General features: G+C 68.5%; 22 protein-coding genes and 1 pseudogene. 12 read left to right on the plus strand and 11 right to left on the minus strand.

What is annotated here, in order from left to right:
- From AC1DY5_RS04945 to AC1DY5_RS04980, 8 genes and pseudogenes are all read left to right on the plus strand, one after another.
- A pseudogene (locus AC1DY5_RS04945) lies at positions 1-217 on the plus strand (hypothetical protein); the annotation flags it as partial.
- A 41-nt stretch (positions 218-258) separates the two neighbouring features.
- Positions 259-714 carry a PTS sugar transporter subunit IIA gene (locus tag AC1DY5_RS04950; protein ID WP_478109202.1) on the plus strand — a complete coding sequence of 152 codons (456 nt, stop codon included), beginning with the start codon at positions 259-261 and terminating at the stop codon, positions 712-714.
- Entirely contained in the window at positions 683-952 is a 270-nt protein-coding gene (locus tag AC1DY5_RS04955) for an HPr family phosphocarrier protein (RefSeq protein ID WP_478109203.1), read from the plus strand. Before AC1DY5_RS04950 ends, AC1DY5_RS04955 begins: the two co-directional genes overlap by 32 nt.
- On the plus strand, positions 949-2,748 hold the full coding sequence (ptsP, locus tag AC1DY5_RS04960; RefSeq protein WP_478109205.1) for a phosphoenolpyruvate--protein phosphotransferase: 1,800 nt from the start codon (positions 949-951) through the stop codon (positions 2,746-2,748). The genes AC1DY5_RS04955 and ptsP overlap by 4 nt, the downstream gene beginning before the upstream one ends.
- Positions 2,749-2,877: 129 nt before the next feature.
- A complete protein-coding gene (locus AC1DY5_RS04965) occupies positions 2,878-3,339 on the plus strand; it encodes a Spy/CpxP family protein refolding chaperone (protein WP_478109207.1) in 462 nt (153 codons plus the stop codon).
- 40 nt (positions 3,340-3,379) lie between these two features.
- Positions 3,380-4,072 (plus strand): response regulator transcription factor, encoded by a 693-nt coding sequence (locus tag AC1DY5_RS04970; protein WP_478109209.1) that lies wholly within the window; start codon positions 3,380-3,382, stop codon positions 4,070-4,072.
- A complete protein-coding gene (locus AC1DY5_RS04975) occupies positions 4,069-5,514 on the plus strand; it encodes a HAMP domain-containing sensor histidine kinase (protein ID WP_478109211.1) in 1,446 nt (481 codons plus the stop codon). Before AC1DY5_RS04970 ends, AC1DY5_RS04975 begins: the two co-directional genes overlap by 4 nt.
- Positions 5,465-6,499 carry an NADP-dependent oxidoreductase gene (locus tag AC1DY5_RS04980; RefSeq protein WP_478109213.1) on the plus strand — a complete coding sequence of 345 codons (1,035 nt, stop codon included), beginning with the start codon at positions 5,465-5,467 and terminating at the stop codon, positions 6,497-6,499. Before AC1DY5_RS04975 ends, AC1DY5_RS04980 begins: the two co-directional genes overlap by 50 nt.
- Here the strand turns inward: AC1DY5_RS04980 and AC1DY5_RS04985 are convergent.
- From AC1DY5_RS04985 to AC1DY5_RS05035, 11 genes are read right to left on the minus strand one after another with little or no spacing between them, the layout of a single operon-like run.
- Entirely contained in the window at positions 6,483-7,352 is an 870-nt protein-coding gene (locus AC1DY5_RS04985) for a DMT family transporter (protein WP_478109215.1), read from the minus strand. The two genes, AC1DY5_RS04980 and AC1DY5_RS04985, sit on opposite strands and share 17 nt — an antisense overlap.
- A gap of 46 nt (positions 7,353-7,398) precedes the next feature.
- Positions 7,399-8,529, minus strand: a complete 1,131-nt coding sequence (locus AC1DY5_RS04990) for an SLC13 family permease (RefSeq protein WP_478109217.1) — start codon at positions 8,527-8,529, stop codon at positions 7,399-7,401.
- Positions 8,510-10,030: a class I adenylate-forming enzyme family protein gene (locus AC1DY5_RS04995; protein ID WP_478109219.1), complete on the minus strand. Its 1,521-nt coding sequence runs from the start codon at positions 10,028-10,030 to the stop codon at positions 8,510-8,512. The genes AC1DY5_RS04990 and AC1DY5_RS04995 overlap by 20 nt, the downstream gene beginning before the upstream one ends.
- A 4-nt stretch (positions 10,031-10,034) precedes the next feature.
- Positions 10,035-11,159, minus strand: coding sequence for a DegT/DnrJ/EryC1/StrS family aminotransferase (locus AC1DY5_RS05000; RefSeq protein WP_478109221.1), 1,125 nt, complete (start codon positions 11,157-11,159; stop codon positions 10,035-10,037).
- Positions 11,156-12,106 carry a Gfo/Idh/MocA family protein gene (locus AC1DY5_RS05005; protein WP_478109223.1) on the minus strand — a complete coding sequence of 317 codons (951 nt, stop codon included), beginning with the start codon at positions 12,104-12,106 and terminating at the stop codon, positions 11,156-11,158. Before AC1DY5_RS05005 ends, AC1DY5_RS05000 begins: the two co-directional genes overlap by 4 nt.
- A 15-nt stretch (positions 12,107-12,121) precedes the next feature.
- Entirely contained in the window at positions 12,122-12,898 is a 777-nt protein-coding gene (locus tag AC1DY5_RS05010) for a hypothetical protein (RefSeq protein ID WP_478109225.1), read from the minus strand.
- Complete coding sequence (locus AC1DY5_RS05015; RefSeq protein WP_478109227.1) at positions 12,895-14,340, minus strand: glycosyltransferase family 4 protein; 1,446 nt, start codon at positions 14,338-14,340, stop codon at positions 12,895-12,897. The genes AC1DY5_RS05010 and AC1DY5_RS05015 overlap by 4 nt, the downstream gene beginning before the upstream one ends.
- Positions 14,337-15,347: a lipoyl synthase gene (lipA, locus tag AC1DY5_RS05020; protein ID WP_478109229.1), complete on the minus strand. Its 1,011-nt coding sequence runs from the start codon at positions 15,345-15,347 to the stop codon at positions 14,337-14,339. The genes AC1DY5_RS05015 and lipA overlap by 4 nt, the downstream gene beginning before the upstream one ends.
- A 21-nt stretch (positions 15,348-15,368) precedes the next feature.
- Entirely contained in the window at positions 15,369-16,049 is a 681-nt protein-coding gene (gene lipB, locus AC1DY5_RS05025; protein ID WP_478109261.1) for a lipoyl(octanoyl) transferase LipB, read from the minus strand.
- Positions 16,046-16,339 (minus strand): YbeD family protein, encoded by a 294-nt coding sequence (locus AC1DY5_RS05030; protein WP_478109232.1) that lies wholly within the window; start codon positions 16,337-16,339, stop codon positions 16,046-16,048. Before AC1DY5_RS05030 ends, lipB begins: the two co-directional genes overlap by 4 nt.
- Positions 16,336-17,241, minus strand: coding sequence for an aminotransferase class IV (locus AC1DY5_RS05035; protein ID WP_478109234.1), 906 nt, complete (start codon positions 17,239-17,241; stop codon positions 16,336-16,338). Before AC1DY5_RS05035 ends, AC1DY5_RS05030 begins: the two co-directional genes overlap by 4 nt.
- 173 nt (positions 17,242-17,414) lie before the next feature.
- On the opposite strand from AC1DY5_RS05035, the gene AC1DY5_RS05040 reads away from it, so the two are divergent.
- The 4 genes from AC1DY5_RS05040 (at position 17,415) to AC1DY5_RS05055 (ending at position 19,653) form a co-directional block, all read left to right on the plus strand.
- Entirely contained in the window at positions 17,415-17,903 is a 489-nt protein-coding gene (locus tag AC1DY5_RS05040) for an ATP synthase subunit I (protein ID WP_478109236.1), read from the plus strand.
- A gap of 12 nt (positions 17,904-17,915) precedes the next feature.
- On the plus strand, positions 17,916-18,785 hold the full coding sequence (atpB, locus tag AC1DY5_RS05045) for a F0F1 ATP synthase subunit A (protein ID WP_478109238.1): 870 nt from the start codon (positions 17,916-17,918) through the stop codon (positions 18,783-18,785).
- Positions 18,786-18,838: 53 nt separating this feature from the next.
- Entirely contained in the window at positions 18,839-19,102 is a 264-nt protein-coding gene (gene atpE / locus AC1DY5_RS05050; RefSeq protein ID WP_019657641.1) for a F0F1 ATP synthase subunit C, read from the plus strand.
- An 80-nt stretch (positions 19,103-19,182) separates the two neighbouring features.
- The gene (locus AC1DY5_RS05055; protein WP_478109240.1) at positions 19,183-19,653 is read left to right on the plus strand and encodes a F0F1 ATP synthase subunit B; all 471 of its coding nucleotides are present in this window, start codon (positions 19,183-19,185) and stop codon (positions 19,651-19,653) included.
- The last annotated feature ends 3 nt before the right edge of the window (positions 19,654-19,656 follow it).

The following is a 19,656-nucleotide window of genomic DNA, read 5'->3' on the forward strand; positions in this document are numbered from 1 at the left end:
AGCCGCGGCCGCGCTGCCGCGGGCGGCCCAGGCGCCCGCGCCGGTGCGGCTCGACACGCCCGAGGCAGAGGGGGGCGCCTCCGCCCAGGCGCTGCATGTGCTCTGGTTCGCCCAGCAGCGACCGGACGGCGTCTCGCTCTACCAGGCGACCGTGATCGGGAAGCCGTCCTCGGCGGACGCGCTCCCCACGTTCTTCGAGGGCTTGCGCGTTCCGTGAGGCCCGCCCCCGCATAATCGACAGGCCGTCCTCCGATCCGAATGAACAGCATCTTCATCATCGCCCACTGTCCGCTCGCGCAGGCGCTGCGGCAGTGCGCGCTGCATGTCTTTCCCGACTGCGAGGCGTCGATCGTCGCGCTCGACGTGCTGCCCAACGTGTCGCCGGACGAAACCCTTGCTGCCGCCCGCATCATGCTGGACCAGTTGCAGCACGCGCCGCGCTCGCAGGTGCTGGTGCTGGCCGACGTGTTCGGCGCCACGCCTTGCAACGTGGCGCAGAAGCTCGTCGACGGCGTCCGGTCTCGGCTGGTGGCGGGGGTCAACCTGCCGATGCTGCTGCGGGCGGTGAGCTACCGCAACGAAGCGCTCGACACGCTGGTGCAGCGAGCGGTCACCGGCGGCACCGCGGGCGTGATGCAGGTGGCGGTGGCGGCTCCGCAGAATCAGGCAAGAAGAAAGCACAGTGACCAAGACATCCGTGACCATCAGCAATAAGCTGGGGCTGCATGCACGCGCCTCGGCCAAACTCACCAAGATCGCCGGCAGCTTCCCGTGCGAGGTCTGGCTCTCGCGCGGCGACCGCCGCGTCAACGGCAAGAGCATCATGGGCGTGATGATGCTGGCCGCGGGGCTGGGTGTCACGGTCGAGCTCGAGACCATCGGCGAGCGCGAGCAGGAGGCGCTCGATGCGATCGTCGCCTTGATGAACGACAAGTTCGGCGAGGGCGAGTGACTTTCGTCGTCCACGGCCTCCCTGTTGCCCGGGGCATCGCCATCGGGCGTGCGGTGCTGGTGGTGTCGAGCCGCATCGACGTCGCCCACTATTTCATCAAGCCGGAGCAGATCGAGACCGAGATCGACCGCGTGCGCATGGCGCGCAACGCGGTGGCCGAGGAGCTGCAAAAGCTGCAGGCCAGCGTCGCACTGATGGGTCCCAACGACGCGCCGCACGAACTCTCGGCGCTGCTCGAGGTGCACCAGATGCTGCTGCAGGACGAGGTGCTCACGGGCGGCGTCAAGCACTGGATAGTCGAGCGGCTCTACAACGCCGAATGGGCGCTGACCACCCAGCTCGAGGTGGTGGCGCGCCAATTCGACGAGATGGAGGACGAATACCTGCGCGAGCGAAAGGCCGACCTCGAGCAGGTGGTCGAGCGGCTGCTGCATCGCATGAAGGGCACGGCCGCGGTGCTGGCGCCGACGCCGCCGCGGCGCAAGCGCACCGCCGACGAAGACGATCAGCACGACCTGATCGCCGGCGACGCCTTCGATGCCCCCTTGGTGTTGATCGCGCACGACCTGTCGCCGGCCGACATGCTGCAGTTCAAGAAGAGCGTGTTCGCGGGCTTCGTGACCGATGTCGGCGGCCGCACCTCCCACACCGCGATCATCGCGCGCAGCATGGACATCCCGGCCGTGGTCGGCGCCCGCAGCGCCAGCCAGCTGGTGCGGCAGGACGACTGGGTCATCATCGACGGCGATGCCGGCGTGATGATCGTCGACCCCTCGCCGATCATCCTGGCCGAGTACGGCTTCAAGCAGCGCCAGGGCGACCTCGAGCGCGGACGCCTGTCCCGGCTGCGCCACAAGCCGGCCGTGACGCTCGACGGCCAGCGGGTCGACCTGCTGGCCAACATCGAGATGCCCGAGGACACGCTCGGTGCGGTCAAGGCCGGTGCGGTGGGCGTCGGCCTGTTCCGCAGCGAGTTCCTGTTCATGGGGCGCGAGGCGCACAACCTCACGCGCCTGCCCGACGAAGAGGAGCAGTACCAGGCCTATCGGCGCGCGCTCGATGGCATGAAGGGCATGCCGGTCACGATCCGCACCATCGACGTCGGCGCCGACAAGCCGCTGGACGGCAAGTCGCAGCGTGAGGACTACCACCTGAACCCGGCGCTGGGGCTGCGCGCGATCCGCTGGAGCCTGGCCGACCCGGCGATGTTCCTGACCCAGTTGCGCGCCATCCTGCGGGCCGCGTCGCACGGCGAGATCCACCTGCTGATCCCGATGCTGGCGCATGTCAGCGAGATCCACCAGACGCTGTCGCTGCTCGACTTCGCACGCACCGAGCTCGACAACCGCGGCGCGGTGTACGGCAAGGTGAAGCTCGGCGCGATGATCGAGATCCCGGCCGCAGCGCTGACGCTCAAGACCTTCCTGAAGCACTTCGACTTCCTGTCGATCGGCACCAACGACCTGATCCAGTACACGCTGGCGATCGACCGCGCCGACGAGTCGGTGGCGCACCTGTACGACCCGGCTCATCCGGCGGTGCTGCGGCTGGTGGCCGAGACCATCGCCGAATGCCGGCGCCAGGGCAAGGGCGTCAGTGTCTGCGGCGAGATGGCCGGCGACGTGACGTTCACGCGGCTGCTCCTGGGCCTGGGCCTGCGCAGTTTCTCGATGCATCCGTCGCAGATCCTGGCGGTCAAGCAGGAGGTGCTGCGGGCCGACACCAGCAAGCTCGAAGCCTGGGCGCAGGAGGTCCTCGAGTCGGAGAACCCGGCGGCTGCGCTGGTGCGCACCTGAGGCCGGCGTCGGGCCGCGCCCGCAATAAAACGAAACACAGCGAAACCGCGGCGAAAGGACTTCGGCGGCGCCCGGCCCGAGCATCGAGTCTTCCGGATCACTCCGATCCCCCTCTGAAGGAAGACTCTCATGAAACGCTGGTTCAAACGCTCTCTTTTCGGAATCGCCGGTGCCGCGCTGCTGGCCGGCAGCCTGGCCGGGTGTGCCGGCCATCGCCATGGCTGGAACGGCTCCGAGCAGGACCGAGCCGAGTTCCGCGCCAGGATGGTCGAGCGCGTGGGCAGCAAGCTCGAGCTGGACGCCGCGCAGAAGCAGAAGCTGGTGGTGCTGACCGAGAAGCTGCAGGCGCAGCGCGCGGCGCTGCGCGGCGGCGGCGATCCGCGAGCCGAATTTCGCAGTCTGTTCGCCGGCGCCAAGCTCGACCAGGAGCGGGCGAAGAAGCTGGTCGACGACAAGATGGCCGCGGTGCAGGCGGGCAGCCCGGAGGTCATTGCCGCCGCGGCCGACTTCTTCGACAACCTGAACCCGGCGCAGCAGCAGAAGGTGCGTGACTTCATGGAGCGCGGCGGCCGCCGCTGGGGCCGCGGTTGACGCCATCCTTCGGGCTGGCGCCCGAATGCACAATCGCCGCATGCCCCGCATCCTGCTGATCGACGACGACGAGCACCTGGGCGCGCCCCTGGCGAGCTATTTCGCGCGCTTCGACTTCCAGCTCGACAGCGCGAGCCGGCCGAGCGAAGGCCTGGCGAGGCTGCGCGCCCAGCGCTACGACGCCGCGATCCTCGACGTCATGCTGCCCGAGATGGATGGCTTCGCGCTGTGCCGCGAGATCCGCAAGGAAAGCGACATCCCGATCGTGATGCTGACCGCGCGCGGCGACGTGATGGACCGGGTGGTTGGGCTCGAGATCGGCGCCGACGACTACCTGCCCAAGCCCTTCGAGCCGCGCGAGCTGGTGGCGCGGGTGCAGACCATCCTGCGCCGGCAGCGTGCCGTGCCGCCGCCTTCCGCGCCGGCGCAGCAGCGGGTCTTCGAAGGCCTGTCGATCGATCTCGACAAGCGCGAGGTGCTGCGCCATGGCGAGCGCATCGAGCTGACCGGCACCGAGTTCGAGCTGCTGGCGCTGCTGGCCGACCAGCCCGGCCGGGTCTGGAGCCGCGATGACATCCTGAACCGCCTGCGCGGCCACGAGGCCGAGCTCTACACGCGGGCGGTCGACATCGTAGTCAGCCGCCTGCGCAGGAAGCTGGAACCACTGGATTGCATCAAGACGCTGCGCAACGCTGGCTATGCCCTGGCGGTGGGCCGGAGCGCCCCGCCGTGAGCCCCGTAGGCCCGGGCCGCTCCCGCGGTTGGCGCCACAGCCTGCGCCATTCGCTCCGGGTGCGCCTGATCGGGGTCTTCGTTCTGCTGGCGCTGGCGATGACGGCGGTGTTCCTCGGCGGCATGCAGCGTGCCTTCTCCACCGGCTGGCGCGACGCCGCACGGCCGCTGGTGGCCGACTACATGGACCGGATCGTCACCGAGCTCGGCACGCCGCCCGACGTGGCGCGGGCCCGGGCGCTGGTCGAGCGGTTGCCGATCTCTATTCGCATCGAGGGGCCGAGCGTCAACTGGGATTCGCATCCCGACCGCCGCCGGCATGGCTTCGGCCTCCGCAACGGCGAGGGGTTCAGCCGCGTCACGGCGGACGGCCATCGCGTGAGCTTCGGCATCGGCACCTTGCCCTGGCAGCGCGAACCCCAGGGCATCGGCTGGATCACGCTGGCGCTGCTGCTGGTGTTGACCGCGCTGGCCTACGCCTATGTGCGAAGGCTGCTGCGGCCGCTCGACGACATCCGCGCCGGGGCCGAGCGCTTCGGCCGCGGCGCCTTCGACACGCCGATCCCGCTGCGCCGGCGCGACGAACTCGGCGACCTCGCGCAGCGCATCAACACGATGGCGCACGACATCCAGGGCATGCTCGATGCCAAGCGCGGCCTGCTGCTGGCGCTGAGCCACGAGCTGCGCTCGCCGTTGACCCGGGCCCGGCTCAATGCCGAGCTGCTGCCGGCCACGCCCGAGGGCGCGGCCGAGCGGGCCGCGCTGCTGCGCGACCTGGCCGAGATGCGCGACCTGATCAGTGACCTGCTCGAGAGCGAGCGGCTGTCGAGCCCGCATGCGGCGCTGCAGCGCGAGCCGGTCGACTTGGCGGCGCTGGTGCGCGAGGTGGCGGGCGAAAATCCGGAGGGCGGACGCGTGGTCCTGGACCTGGCCGCGGACCTGCCGCCCCTGGCGCTCGATCGGTCGCGGCTCCGGCTGCTGGTGCGCAACCTGCTCGACAACGCGCTGCGCCATGGCGCCGACGCCGCGCAGCCGCCGCGGGTCGCCGTTCGACGCCGCGGGCAGGATGTCGAACTGGAAGTGCGGGACTTCGGTCCGGGTGTCGATCCGGCCCAACTCGCGCACCTGACCGAGCCCTTCTACCGCACCGATGGCGCGCGCCAGCGCAGCACCGGCGGCGTCGGCCTCGGCATGTACCTGTGCCGGCTGGTGGCCGAGGCGCACGGCGGCACGCTGGTGGTGCGCAATGCCGAACCCGGGCTGGCGGTCAGCGTCGGGCTGCCTGACCTGAAGTCGCTCGGGCTGCCGCCGGGCGTTGTCGCCTGCGCTACCGGCTTCCGCGCGGTACGGGGCTACGATGCGCCGGAATCAGACACCCCAAGGAGACACGCGCATGAGCAGCCCCCTCACCAACCGCCAGGTCCGCCTCGCCAAACGTCCTGAAGGCGCGGCCACGCGCGACAACTGGCAATTCACCACCGAGCCGGTCGCGGAGCCCGCCGAAGGCGGCGTGCTGGTCAAGACCCTGTCGCTCTCGCTCGATCCCGCGATGCGCGGCTGGATGAACGAGGGCAAGAGCTACATCGCGCCGGTCGAGATCGGCGCCGTGATGCGCGCCGGCGGCGTCGGGCGCGTGGCCGCCTCGTGCAACCCGGCCTTCGCGGTCGGCGACACGGTCTACGGCACGCTCGGCGTGCAGGAATACGCGCTGGTCCCGCAGGAGGAGATCAAGCGCAACGGCCTGTCGAAGATCGACCTGCGCGCCGGCACCATCGGCCAGTGGCTCAACGTGCTGGGCATGCCCGGCATGACCGGCTACTTCGGGCTGATGGACGTCGGCCAGCCGAAGCCCGGCGAGACCGTGGTGGTCTCGGGTGCGGCCGGCGCGGTCGGCCAGACCGTGGGCCAGTTGGCGAAGATCAAGGGCTGCCGCGTGGTCGGCATCGCGGGCGGCCAGGCCAAGTGCGATTGGGTCGTGAAGGAGCTCGGCTTCGATGCCTGCATCGACTACAAGGCCGGCCCGTCGGCGGTGCGCGAGGGCCTGAAGGCGCATTGCCCGAAGGGGGTCGACATCTACTTCGACAACGTCGGCGGCGACATCCTCGACACCGTGCTCGCGAAGCTGGCGCGCGGCGCCCGCATCATCATTTGCGGCGCCATCAGCCAGTACAACAACACGACGCCGGTGCAGGGCCCGAAGAACTACCTGAGCCTTCTGGTGAACCGGGCGCGCATGCAGGGCATCGTGGTGTTCGACTATGCCGACCGCTACGGCGAAGCGGTGGCCGAACTGTCGGGCTACCTGAAGGACGGCCGCATGAAGAGCCGCGAGGACGTGGTCGAGGGCATCGACACCTTCCCCGAGGCGCTCACGCGGCTTTTCACCGGCGAGAACTTCGGCAAGCTGGTGCTCAAGGTGTCCGACTGACGTGTTCGCGCGTCAGCGCGCGCGTGCCCATCACGGCCGCCGAGATGATCAGCACGGCCGCCAGCGCGATGCTCCAGCTCAGCGGCCGCCCGGTGACGATCAACAGCAATGCGGTCGACGCCAGCGGCGTGATGTAGCTCAGGATGCCGATCTGCCGTGCATCGCCGCGCTTCAGCGCCAGGTCCCAGAAGAAGAAGGCGGCGCCCAGCGGGCCCAGTCCGCAGAGCGCGACCAGCAGCCAGTCGCGCGCGCCGAGCGCCACAGAAGGCTCGAGCAACGCGTGGCAGGCCAGCGACAGCGCGCCCGACACCAGGCCGAACAGGCCGATCGCGCTGGTCGGGAAGGCCGGCACGCGTTGCGTCCACAGCGAGTAGCTGGCCCAGATGAAGGCCGAGCCCAGCGCCGGCAGGAAGCCCCAGTAGCTGCCGCCGGATGCACCCGCGCCGCCGCGCGCACCGAGGATCGCGATCGCCGCGCCCGCGAAACCCAGCAGCGCCGCCATCACGTGCAACGGCCGCAGCGACATGCCGGGCAGCATCACCGGCGCCAGCACCACCATGAACAGCGGCCAGAGGTAGTTGACCAGGTTGGCCTCGACCGGCGGCGCGAGGCGCAGTGCGATGAAGAGCAGGAAGTGGAAGCCGAACAGCCCGTAGATGCCCAGCAGAAGCGTGCGCGCCGGCACTGCCCAGGCGCGGCGGTCGCGCAGCACCAGCGGCCAGCTCATCACGCTGCCGATGATCAGCGCCAGCCCGGTCAGCAGGAAAGGAGGCAGGTGCGCGAGCGAGGCACCGAGCGAGGCGAGGGTGGCCCAGAGGGCGATGGCGGCAAGGGCGTTGAGCGTCGGGGACATGGCCGCCGAGCTTAAGGGCTGCGGTGGTCGGCGCTCCCGAAGCGCATCACCCGAGCCGCAGCAGCAGCGCCGACGCGCCGCACACCAGCAGGAACGGGATGCCGAGGCGATGGAATTCGCGCAGCCCGTTCGGCAGCTTCGCCAGCCGCAGCGCAATCAGGTTGGCCAGCGAGCCCAGCACGCAGCCGAAGCCGCCGACGCTGACGCCGGCCGCCAGCGCCGGCAGGTCGTGCACGAAGGGGTCGAGCACGATGGCGGCGGGCACGTTGCTGATGGCCTGCGAGGTCAGGATCGCCGCCAGGTAGGCGCGCCATCCTTCGCCGATCGGCAGGCCGCCGAGCAGTGTCGCCACCGCGGGCAGCTCGGCGAGCTGCCGCAGGTCGACGAACATCAGCGAGATGATCGCCAGCAGCGCCCAGTCGATGCCGAGCAGCACACGCGGGCGCAGCAGCAGGAAGGCGCCGAAGACCACGCCGAGGCCGGCCAGCAGCCAGTGGCGGTCGAGCGCGACCACGAAGCCGACGAACAGCAGGCCCGACAGMGCCAACAGGCGCGGCTGCACCGGCGCCGCAACGTTCGACGGCTTGAGCGCGATCGGCACCCGCGGCACGCCGAACCAGATCGCCGCGAAGAGCCAGAACAGCATCACCGCCACGGTCGGTCCCATCATCGCCACGAAGCCGACGAAGCTCTCGCCGGAGCGATGCCAGAGGAACAGGTTCTGCGGGTTGCCGATCGGCGTCAGCGCCGAGCCGGTATTCACCGCCAGCGCCTCGATCACGACCAGCCGCGCCAGCGGCAGGTGGGCCTGGGTCGCCAGCACGCGCGTCAGCGGCACCAGCAGGAACAGGCTGACGTCGTTGGTGACCAGCGCCGACAGCACGGCCGCGCTGGCCGCCAGCAGCAGCACCAGGCTGCGCAGGTCGTGCGTGCGTGCCAGCAGCCGCGCCGCGGCGGCTTGCAGCATGCCGCTGCGCTCCACGCCCTGGGTGATGGCCAGCAGCCCGGCCAGCGCGCCGATGGTCTGCCAGTCGACCAGCCGGAGGTAGTCCATCGGGGCCCGCGGCCGGACCAGGGCGAAGAGGACGGCCGCGGCCACCAGCACCCACAGCAGGCCGTTGTCGCCGCCTTCGTGCGGGGCGCCGTCCGGGATGGATTCAGCGCGTGCAGAGCTCACGCAACTCGCGCTTGAGCACCTTGCCGATCGCGCTGCGCGGCAACTCGTCGATGAACTGCAGGTGGGCCAGCCGCTGGGTCTTGCCGAGCTGCTCGTTGGTCCATTGCAGGATCGTCTCGGCGTTCGTGTCGTCGCCGGCGCGGCGCACCACGAAGGCCACCGGCGTCTCGCCCCATTGCTCCGAGGGCACACCGACCACGGCGACGTCGGCCACCGACTGGTGGGCCCGCACCACCGCTTCGAGGTCGCTCGGATAGATGTTGAAGCCGCCGCTGATGATCATGTCCTTCTTGCGGTCGAACAGGGTCAGAAAGCCGTCGTCGTCGAAGCGGCCGACATCGCCGGTGCGGATGAAGCGCTTGCCGGTGGGATCGAACCATTCGGCCTCGCGCGTCTTTGCGGGCTGGCGGTGGTAGCCGACCATCATGCCGGCCGAATGGCCGACCACTTCGCCGGCCTCGCCGCGCGGGACTTCGCGGCCGTCCTCGTCGATCAGCCGGATGTCGCTGCCTTCGGCCGGCTGACCGACGGTGTGTAGCTTGTCGGGGTGCAGGTGGGCCTCGAGGATGCAGGTGCCGCCGCCCTCGGTCATGCCGTAGAACTCGATCAGGCCGCCGGGCCAGCGCTTCAGCACGTCGGCCTTGAGCGCCGCATTGAAGGGCGCGCTGGTGCTGAACTTGTACTTGAAGCTCGCCAGATCGTGGGCATCGAAGTCGGGCCGCGCCATCAGCCGCTGGTACTGCACCGGCACCAGCATGGTGTGCGTCACGCGGCGGCTTTCGGCCAGATTCAGGTAGGCCGCGGCGTCGAACTTCGGCATCAGCAGCACGCAGCCGCCGAAGGCCAGGGTGGGGAAGAACACCACCAGGGTGGTGTTCGAGTAGAGCGGCGTCGACAACAGCGTGATCGTTTCGGGCCCGTACTCGTACCTGGCGCCGCGCTGCACATGGGCCCAGCGCATGCCGTGGCCCTGCACGATGCCCTTGGGCTCGCCGGTGGTGCCGGAGGAATAGATGATGTTGAAGGGCGAGGAGGGCGCCAGCTTCACCTCGTCAGGCCGCACGCCGGCCGGTGCGAGCCAGGCCTCGAAGGCGCCGCCGGCGGCGGAGCCGTCGAGCGCGATGCGCGGTATGGCGCCCGCTGCTGCCGGTCCGATCACCTCGGCCGCCGCCTGGTCGACGAACAGGATGCGCGCGCCCGCGTCTTCGATCATTCGCGCGAGGCTGGCGGGTGTGGAGCCCGGTGCGAGCGGCGCCACCGCGACGCCGGCGCGCAGCGCACCGAGGAACACGGCCGCGTAGTTCACGCTCGAGGCCGCGCAGATCGCGATCGCATCGCCGACCAGCAGGCCGTCGCGCTGCAGGCTGGCCGCGATGCGGTCCATCAGCGCGTCGAGTTCGCCGTAGCTCAGTTCGCGGGTGGCGTCGGCCAGCGCCATGCGCCGGGGGGCCTGTGTCGCATGGACCCGGATCAGCCGGGCGATGGTGTCGAAATCGTTCATGGCGTCATGTCGGATGCGGATTGCTGGGTGCGCCGGCGGCTTGCCGCACGACTTCAATGATGTACTCGATTTCCTCGTCGCTGAGCATCGGGTAGAGCGGCAATGCGAGCGCGCAGCCGGCCAGCCTCTCGCTGTGAGGCAGGGCGCCGCCTTGCCAGGGCCGCAGCGCCTCGTGCCGGTGCAGCGGCTGCTCATAGTAGACCCGGGTGGCGATGCCGGCCGCGGCCAGCCGGGCCGCGAAGCTTGCGCGTTCGCGGGGGGCGGGCAGGTTGATGACGAAATAGTTCCACGCATGGCCCGAGGTGTCGCGCGGCAAGCGAAACGGGCAGTCCGCCCAGGCCGACAGATAGCGTGCGGCAATGGCGCGCCGCCGCGCGATGCTGTCCGCAAAATCGTCCAGGGCGGCGTGCAGTAGGCAGGCCTGCAATTCGTCCATGCGGCTGTTGTGACCGAGGCAGTGGTGCCGGCCTTCGTGGTAGCCGTGATTGCGAAGCAGCCGGGCCTTGTGGGCGTGGCGCGGATCCCTGAAGGCCAGCGCGCCGGCGTCACCGGCCGCGCCCAGTGTCTTGGTCGGATAGAAGCTCATCGCCGCAGCATCGCCCCAGGTGCCGGCGGCCTGGGCGCCGAGGCACTGCGCCACGTCCTCGATCAGCTGAAGCTTCTCGTCGCAGCAGTACGCGGCCAGTTCGGGCAGGCCGCTCGGATCGCCGAAGAGGCCGACCGCGAGGATCGCGCGGGTTCGGGGCGTGCGGGCGTTGCGGAAATGCGCGAGCGTCGGCAGGAAGTCGTCCGGCGCGCTGTCGACGAAGACCGGCCGCGCACCGGCGGCGAGCACCGCTTCCGCGCAGGCGACGAAGGTGTAGGTCGGCAGCAGGACTTCGTCCATCGCGTCGCCTCCGCCTGCGCTTCCGACGCCGAGGCTCTTGAAGGCCAGCAGCAGCGCCTCGGAGCCCGACCCCACCGCCACGGTCTCGCGGCCGTGCAGCAACGCCGACAGCCGCGCCTCGAAGGCCATGGCCTGCGGGCCGAGGATGTAGACGCCGCTGCGCAGCACTGCGGCGCAGGCCTGCGCCAGGTGCGCCGCCATGGATTCGGACGATGCAGCCGACCGGAACAGCGGGATCTTCATGCGTGCAGCACCTGGCAAGCCCGTGTCACGGCCGCCAGGCCGTCGGCGCCCGATGCGACGCGGTTGGCGTGGCCGAGGATGGCGCGCCTGAAGCCCTGGTACTGCCGTGCCAGGGCGTCGTCTCCGGCCGTTGTCGAGCGAGCGCCGCTGCGCAGGTCCAGCAATTGCTCCCGGTCGCCGTCGCATACCTGCAATCGGGCGCTCGCCGGCATGCTGGCGTAGCCGCTCTCGAATTCGGCGACCAGAGCGCCCAAGCGCACGCGAGCGCGGACGCTGCTCGCGCCGATGTGTCGCGCAAGCACTTCGAGCGGTGCCTCCGCGGGAATCCCGCACAGCCAGGCGAACAGGTCGATGTCGTGCACCATCAGGTCCAGCACGCTGTCCCTGGCCGCGGCGAAGCGGGTCGAATAGCGTCGGAAGCGCATGAACGGATGCGAGCCCTGGCGGTGGCTTGCCGCCCAGTTGCGCAGGCGCCCGAGGACGACGGCGTCGAACACCGGGTTGAAGCGTTCGATATGCCCCGTGCTCAGCGTCACGCCGCATTGCCGTGCCGTGCTGATCATCCGGGCGCCGTCGTGCCGATCGATGCAGAGCGGCTTTTCGACCAGCACGTGGCAGCCGCGCCGCATCAACGCCAGCGCGACCTCGGCGTGGGCATCGTCACTGGTGGCGATGGTGGCCGACTCGATGCCCCGCGGCAAATCGTCCAGGCTGGACAACAACGGCAGCGCCGCGAGTTCGACGCCGGCGCGGGCCGTCGATGAGCGGTCCACCAGGGCACGCAGGCGGAAGCCGGGGAGGGTGAGGAGCTTGCGGGCGTGGACGCGGCCGAATCGACCGATGCCGACGACCGCATGGGCAAGCGTGGCTTCGACCGCCAGCGGCGCTGCCGGATCGACGGCGGCGGCAGTCGTGGCGTCGGCGCTGGCAGGCGTCGTGAAGGTCATCGAGGCATCACTGCTTCAGCGCACCGCGGTGCGCAGGCCGTCGGCCACGGCTTGCAGGTGACGGCCGCGGATGACGTGCTTGTAGACGCCGGCAGCGACACGTTCTTCACCGACGATTTCGAAGGTGGGCTTGACTGCGGGCGCGTCCGGGAGCTCATAGCGCGTGGGCCGTGCCGCGAAGAGGCATTCCCGGCCATAGGCCTGGGCGCCGAATTCGGCGATGAAGCCCGCCAGCTCTCGTTCCAGCTGACCGCCGAAACTGCGCGCGTAGCGGTGCATGTCATCCAGCTTGGCCCGCAATTCCGAGGCATCGAGTTCCACCGTGACATGGCGCTCGGCGGCCAGGCGCGCCGGTGGACTGGGATGGCCCACGGTGGGATAGCCGAGCGAGACGACCGGGCGACCACGCGCCGCGGCGTGCGCGGCGACCTGGTTGGCCAGCAGGCGGCACAGGTCGTGCGAAGGGTTGTAGTCCTCCGCTTCGTCGGCGACGATGCAGTCGATGCCCTGTTCGACGACATGGGCAGTCAAAGCCTGCAGCCATTGCGTGAACAGGCGCGTATCCCCTTCAAGCAGCGCCTGGTAGATATCGGCATCGGCCACCGGTTGCACCACGCCCGGAACCCAGTTCGCACCCGCTCGTGCCAGGTTGTCGAGGGTCGGATCGAGCCGCGGCACATCGCTCGCCCCGGCGCCGTTGGTCAAGACCACGAAGTCCGGCCGCTCGTTGCGCAGCCATTTCCACAGCAGCAGTTCATGCCCGGCATGGGCGGCGATCACCAAGTGCTTCATGTCCGTGGGCCGCTCGACAGCACGAAGGTTGAAACTCGGCGCAGCGGTCCGGTCACTCGCCACGATCGACTGGCATAGACCTCGCGCAATTGCGCCTGCAGGAGCGTGACCTCTGCACGTGCTTGCCGGGCCTGCTGCTCGGCTTCCGCCACCGCCAGTCTTGCGTTGGCGTCGACGCTCGATTGCGCGGCCTGAGCGGCCTGCGCGGCCTGGGCGGCCATCTGGTCCGCCTGCGCGGTCAGGTGCTCAGCCTGCCGTCGCGCCTCGGCCTGGAGTGCGTCGAGTTGCGACTGGTGCATGCGACGATGGTCGTTGAAGGATTGCTGAAGCCCCGCGATGTGCTGGTGCAAGGACGCAATGCCAAGGTGCGCGGCGGAAGGGTTCCCGCGCCGAATCCAGTCGTCCATGTAGCGTGCCATCTCGAGCGCCCGCTGTTCCGCGGACACTGCGATCTCGGGAGACTGCATGACCATGCGCTGCGCGCAGCGCTCGAGGGCGCCCAGCATTGCATCGAGGTCGCCATGGGCACGCATCCATTCGCTGGACCGGCCGGCATCCTCGGCGTCGTAGCGGTCGAGTTGGGCGCCCACGTTCTCTCGCGTGATCGGCCTGGTCAGCAGCGCCCGGCCGAAATTCCAGCGTCGCGCGTGGGCCGCGGTCGCCGCCGTCACCATCTCGCCCATGCCCGACATGGGATCGAGCACCACTACCGCATTACCGGTGCACAGTGCCTCGGTGGCGCAGCGGCCCTTGGCAAAGACGAGGTCATAGCGGCCGAGCGCCTCGGCCGGGTCGGGCAAGTGGTTGCCGGTGCCGCTGCCGATCACGTCGAGCGACAGTCCGCGCTGCACGCAGGCGGCGCGGATTTCCTCGAGCTGCGCGTCGTGCGAGGCGTAGTTGCTGAAGACGAGCGCCGTCCGGGGCCGTGCCGGCAGGTCGCTGCGTCGGACGAAGCGCGAAAGGTCGACCCCGTTCTGGATCAGTTCGATGCGTTCGCGCGCGATGCCGAACTCGTGCATCAGGCGCTCCGCGCAGTTCTCGTCGACGGCCACATGGCAGACGACCTGCGCGAACTGGGCAGGTCGCCCGTGCTCGGCGCTTCGATCGTGGCATACCGTGAGGACCGGCGCGTCGTGGAAATGGAGCAGGGCGCGAACCGTCTCGTGATGGGTGTTGCCGATGATCACGTCCGGCCGCGCCGCCATGTCGGCCAGGTCGGTGATGCAGGCAATCGAGGCAAATCGCAACTCGTCGGCCATGTCGCCGAAGGCCGTTGCAAAGATGGTCACGGCGTGTCCGCGGCGGCGCAGCCACAGCGCCAAGTCGCGGGTGAACATCTCTGCGCCCGTGCGATGCACGAGGTAGCACATGGCCAGCAGGAAGTGCAAGGGCCGGCCGGACTGCGACGTGTCCGGCCCGGCGACTGTCGCCGTGGTGTTCAATCGAGTGAGGGCGCGCCGGCCAGAACGTGCCCCGCCTGCTGGTCGGCGTGGTAGCTCGAGCGCACCATGGCGCCCACCGCCGCGTGGCTGAAGCCCATCTTGTAGGCCTCTTCCTCGAACATCTTGAAGGTGTCGGGATGCACGTAGCGGCGCACCGGCAGGTGGCTGTTGCTCGGCGACAGGTACTGGCCGATGGTCAGCATGTCGATGTGATGCGCACGCATGTCGCGCATCACCTGCAGGATCTCTTCGTCGGTTTCGCCCAGGCCGACCATGATGCCGCTCTTGGTCGGCACCTCGGGGTGCAGCGCCTTGAACTTCTTCAGCAGGTTGAGGCTGAACTGGTAGTCACTGCCCGGCCGTGCCTCCTTGTAGAGGCGCGGCGCGGTCTCGAGGTTGTGGTTCATCACGTCGGGCGGCGCGGCCTTGAGGATCTCGAGCGCGCGGTCGTCGCGGCCGCGGAAGTCGGGCACCAGGATCTCGATCTGCGTCGTCGGCGAGAGCTCGCGGATGTTGCGGATGCAGTCGACGAAATGCTGGCTGCCGCCATCGCGCAAATCATCGCGGTCGACGCTGGTGATCACCACATACTTGAGGCGCAGCCTGGCGATGGTCTTGGCCAGGCTCAGCGGCTCGTCCTTGTCGAGCGGATCGGGCCGGCCGTGGCCGACGTCACAGAAGGGGCAGCGCCGCGTGCACTTGTCGCCCATGATCATGAAGGTGGCGGTGCCGTTGCCGAAGCATTCGCCGATGTTCGGGCACGAGGCCTCCTCGCACACCGTGTGCAGGTTGCTCTCGCGCAGGATCTGCTTGATCTCGTAGAAACGGGTGGTCGGCGAGCCGGCCTTGACCCGGATCCACTCGGGCTTCTTGAGCACCTCGCCCTGCACGACCTTGACCGGGATGCGCGAGAGCTTGGCCGCGGCCTTCTGCTTGACGAGCGGGTTGTAGGTTTCGGGGCCTTGGGCCTCCCTCACCACGGACGGGACGACTTCGGGGGTGCTCATGGCGACTCTCTCTGACGGGGCTCAGGGCGCGAGGTAGGCGGCCAGCTTGCGGCCCAGCACCTGCGCGGCTTCGTCCCAGGTTGTTCGAACGCCGATTGTAGAAAGATCGACGGTTTGGAGCCCCGCGTAGCCGCAAGGGTTGATTCGCGTGAAGGGTTCCAGGTCCATCTCGACGTTGAGCGCCACCCCGTGGTAGGTGCAGTGGCGGCTGACCTTGATGCCCAGCGCGGCGATCTTGCCGAGGCCGCGGAACGGGTCGGCGGGGTGGACCGGGCCGGTCAGCGCGGCATGCGAGAACGGGTCGTCCAGCCGCACGTAGATGCCGGGTGCGCCGGCGACGCGGTGCCCGGTGACCTCGAAATGGGCCAGCGTGCGGATCACGGCCTCCTCGATCCGGTAGACGTATTCCTTCACGTAGTAGCCGGCCCGCTTCAAATCGAGCAGCGGGTAGGCCACCACTTGGCCGGGGCCATGGTAGGTCACCTGGCCGCCGCGGTCGGTCTGCACCACCGGGATCCCGCCCGGGTTCAGCACGTGGTCGGCCTTGCCCGCCAGGCCCTGGGTGTAGACCGGCGTGTGCTCGCAGAGCCAGAGCTGGTCGGGACTGTCCGGCGTGCGCTCCAGCGTCGCCTGCCGCATCGCCGCGTAGGTCGGGGCGTAGTCGACGCGGCCGAGCAGCGTCGTCGAAAGCTCAGCGCTCAGAGAACCACCTTGACCATCGGATGGCTCGACAACGCCCGGTATATGTCGTCGAGTTGCTCGCGGCTGGTGGCGGTCACGGTGATGGTCACGCCGAGGTAGTTGCCGGCCTTGCTGCTGCGTAGCTCGATGGCGGTGGCATCGAAGACCGGGTCGAACTGCTCGGCGATCTGCGTCACGGCGTGCACGAAGCCGTCGGCCTTGGCGCCCATCACCTTGATCGGGAACTTGGAGGGGTACTCGATCAGCGATTCCTTGCGGGCGTCGAGCGGGGCATCGGGTGCGGTGGTCATGCGGGGACTCCTTGGTCTTGCGTGCTGCGGGCCTTGGCCTGCTGGTAGCCGGCGTAGAGCGCCTGGTAGATCGGGCCGGGGCGGCCGGCGCCGATGCTGCGGCCGTCGAGCGTCACCACCGCCAGCACTTCCTTGCTGGCCGAGGACAGCAGCAGTTCGTCGGCGTCGAAGACCTCGTCGCGCGCGATGCGGCGAAGGCGGAAGGGAATACCGGCATCGGCGCAGAGCCGCTCGATCAGGCCGTAGCGGATGCCCGCGAGCACCAGGTGGTCCTTGGGCGGCCCGCTGAGCGTGCCGTCCTTCACCACCCAGACGTTGCTGGACGAGGCCTCGCTGAGTCCTTCGTCGCGGAACATGAGAGTCTCGGCGGCGCCGGCCTCGACACTGATCTGCCGCGCCAGCACCGCGCCGAGCAGGCTGGTGGCCTTGATATGGGCCTTCTGCCAGCGGAAGTCGGGTGCGCTCACGCAGGCGACGCCCTGGGCGCGCGCCGTGTCTGCCACCGGCTTCAGGGGGTTCACCATCATGAACACGGTGGGCGCGAGGCCTTGCGGCATCGCGTGGTCGCGCGGCGCCACGCCACGCGTCACCTGGATGTAGATGCCCTGCATGGCCGCGCGCTGCGCCGGCGGCGCGGCATCGACCAGGCGCATCGCGATCGCCCGCCACTCGGCCGCCGGATGCGGATTGCGGATCTTCAATTCGGCCAGCGAGCGATCGAGCCGCGCCATGTGCTCGTCGAAGCAGAAGGGCTGTCCGCCGTAGGCCGGTACCATTTCGTAGACGCCGTCGCCGAAGATGAAGCCACGGTCGAGCACGCTGACCTTGGTGTCGCGCAGCGGCGTGTAATTGCCGTCGAGGTAGCAGAGGGCGTCGGGGAGGGCATTGGCGATCGGGTGCATAAGGAATTATGGTGGGGGCGCTCGGACGATTCCCAAGCAATGCCGGAGCGTCCCGGCAGCGCGCCGGGGAACTTTTCGTCCTCCGCCGTACGGGCTGGCGGAACGCCATGGGTTTTTACTTATAATCAATGGCTTTGTAGAAATTCTGGGTCGTCATCCGGGCTTCATTCGAAATGAAAACAACCGCCCGCCATGGATCGAGTGAAGTCCCTGAGGACCTCACGGACCCGGAAGACGACTTCAAGCCGCTGACAGCCGAGGAGGCCCAGCGGCTGCGCGACCGGAAGCCGTTGATCTCGCCCTGGCGGGTGATCGCGATTCAGGTCGTTGGGGGGCTGCTGGCGGCATTGGCCGCCTGGGGTCTGACAGGGAGACAAAATCTGGGATGGTCGGCCGGATACGGCGCGCTCGCGGTGGTCATTCCCGCGGCGGTGTTCGCACGAGGTCTGACCGGACGCTTTGCGTCGCTGAACCCGGGCACTGCGGTGTTCGGGTTCTTCTTGTGGGAAATGGTCAAGATGGCCTTGACGGTGGCGATGCTGATCGCCGCGCCAAGGCTGATTTCGGAACTGAGCTGGCCGGCGATGCTGGTGGGCTTGGTGGTGACAATGAAGGCGGCTTGGGTGGCAGTGATGCTCGGTCCCAAGCGCCCGAAACTTTGAGACGAGTAACGGATGGCTGCTGAAAACGCTGCGGAACACGGTATGACCGCTGGTGAATACATCGTTCACCACTTGACGCATCTGCAAAGCTCCAAGCCTGCAGGTGTGGCCGATCTCTCCGTCTTCAACTTCGACTCGCTGTTCTTTTCGATCCTGCTCGGCGTGCTGGGCTGCTGGATCATGTGGCTGGCCGCACGCAAGGCGACTTCGGGTGTTCCGGGCCGCTTCCAGGCCGCGGTCGAGATCCTGATCGAAGTGGTCGACCAGCAAGCCAAGGGCATCGTCCACAACGCCCAGAGCCGCAAGTTCGTCGCCCCGCTGGCGCTGACGATCTTCGTCTGGATCTTCATGCTCAATGCGATGGACTTGTTCCCGGTCGACCTGTTCCCGGCCATCTGGGCAAAGATCTTCGGCATTACCGGCGGCGACCCGCACCATGCCTATCTGCGCGTCGTGCCGACCGCAGACCTCTCGGTGGCGATGGGCCTGTCGGTCTCGGTGCTGCTGATCTGCCTGTACTACAACATCAAGATCAAGGGTCTCGGCGGCTGGGTCCACGAGCTCTTCACGGCGCCGTTCGGCAACCACTGGGCGCTGTACCCCTTCAACTTCGCCATGCAGATGATCGAATTCATCGCCAAGACGGTCTCGCACGGCATGCGGTTGTTCGGCAACATGTACGCCGGCGAACTGATCTTCCTGCTGATCGCCCTGATGGGCGGCGCCTGGACGCTGTCCGCCACCGGCATCTTCCTGGCGCTGGGCCACATCATCGCGGGCACGGCCTGGGCCGTCTTCCACATCCTGATCATCACGCTGCAAGCCTTCGTGTTCATGATGCTGACGCTGGTCTACGTCGGCCAGGCGCACGATCACCACTGATCACCCGTTTTCGTTTTTCTTTTCTCTTCAACCAAAGTCCTCTAGGAGTCATCATGGAAGTTATCAGCTTTGTCGCACTGGCCGCCGGCCTGATCATCGGTCTGGGCGCTGTCGGCGCATGTATCGGTATCGGCATCATGGGCAGCAAGTACCTCGAGTCGGCTGCGCGTCAACCCGAGCTGATGGGCGAACTGCAAACCAAGATGTTCCTGCTGGCGGGTCTGATCGACGCTGCGTTCATCATCGGTACCGGTATCGCGCTGTGGTTCGCAACGGCCAACCCGTTCCTCTCGCAAATCGCCAACCTGCCGAAGTAATCGGGTCCAGGCTTTCTCGTCGAACCCATGTCGTTCCGCGCTGAATGGCCTCGGATTCATTCCCAAAGAGAGGGTGAAAAGTGAGCATTACCGGTACCCTGATCGTCCAGATGATCGTGTTCCTGATCCTTGTCGGGTTCACGATGAAATACGTGTGGCCGCCGATCGCCAAGGCGTTGGACGATCGTGCCCAGAAGATCGCCGAAGGCCTCGCAGCCGCCGACAAGGCCAAGAGCGAACTGTCCGCCGCCAACAAGCGCGTGGAAGTCGAGCTTGGCAAGGCGCGCAACGAGTCCGCCCAGCGTCTTGCCGATGCCGAACGTCGTGCGCAGGCCATCGTTGAAGAGGCCAAGGGCCGCGCCGCGGAAGAAGGCAACAAGATCGTTGCGGCCGCCCGTGCCGAAGCCGAGCAGCAAGCCGTGAAGGCCCGCGAGGCGCTGCGCGAGCAAGTCGCCGCGTTGGCCGTCAAGGGCGCCGAGCAGATCCTGCGCAAGGAAGTGAATCCGGCCGTCCACGCTGATTTGCTGGCCCGCCTGCAGACCGAACTCTGATCA

The sequence above is a fragment of the Variovorax sp. P4_D9 genome (assembly GCF_056401695.1).

Coding starts and splice junctions, on each gene's coding strand:
- AC1DY5_RS04970 (WP_478109209.1), top strand. CDS start 3,380: ATGCCCCGCATCCTGCTGATCGACGACGACGAGCACCTGGGCGCGCCC.
- lipA (WP_478109229.1), bottom strand. CDS start 15,347: ATGAGCACCCCCGAAGTCGTCCCGTCCGTGGTGAGGGAGGCCCAAGGC.
- AC1DY5_RS05005 (WP_478109223.1), bottom strand. CDS start 12,106: ATGACCTTCACGACGCCTGCCAGCGCCGACGCCACGACTGCCGCCGCC.
- AC1DY5_RS04985 (WP_478109215.1), bottom strand. CDS start 7,352: ATGTCCCCGACGCTCAACGCCCTTGCCGCCATCGCCCTCTGGGCCACC.
- AC1DY5_RS04995 (WP_478109219.1), bottom strand. CDS start 10,030: ATGAACGATTTCGACACCATCGCCCGGCTGATCCGGGTCCATGCGACA.
- atpE (WP_019657641.1), top strand. CDS start 18,839: ATGGAAGTTATCAGCTTTGTCGCACTGGCCGCCGGCCTGATCATCGGT.
- AC1DY5_RS05010 (WP_478109225.1), bottom strand. CDS start 12,898: ATGAAGCACTTGGTGATCGCCGCCCATGCCGGGCATGAACTGCTGCTG.
- AC1DY5_RS05000 (WP_478109221.1), bottom strand. CDS start 11,159: ATGAAGATCCCGCTGTTCCGGTCGGCTGCATCGTCCGAATCCATGGCG.
- AC1DY5_RS04965 (WP_478109207.1), top strand. CDS start 2,878: ATGAAACGCTGGTTCAAACGCTCTCTTTTCGGAATCGCCGGTGCCGCG.
- AC1DY5_RS05035 (WP_478109234.1), bottom strand. CDS start 17,241: ATGCACCCGATCGCCAATGCCCTCCCCGACGCCCTCTGCTACCTCGAC.
- AC1DY5_RS05040 (WP_478109236.1), top strand. CDS start 17,415: ATGAAAACAACCGCCCGCCATGGATCGAGTGAAGTCCCTGAGGACCTC.
- AC1DY5_RS04950 (WP_478109202.1), top strand. CDS start 259: ATGAACAGCATCTTCATCATCGCCCACTGTCCGCTCGCGCAGGCGCTG.
- AC1DY5_RS04980 (WP_478109213.1), top strand. CDS start 5,465: ATGAGCAGCCCCCTCACCAACCGCCAGGTCCGCCTCGCCAAACGTCCT.
- atpB (WP_478109238.1), top strand. CDS start 17,916: ATGGCTGCTGAAAACGCTGCGGAACACGGTATGACCGCTGGTGAATAC.
- AC1DY5_RS05030 (WP_478109232.1), bottom strand. CDS start 16,339: ATGACCACCGCACCCGATGCCCCGCTCGACGCCCGCAAGGAATCGCTG.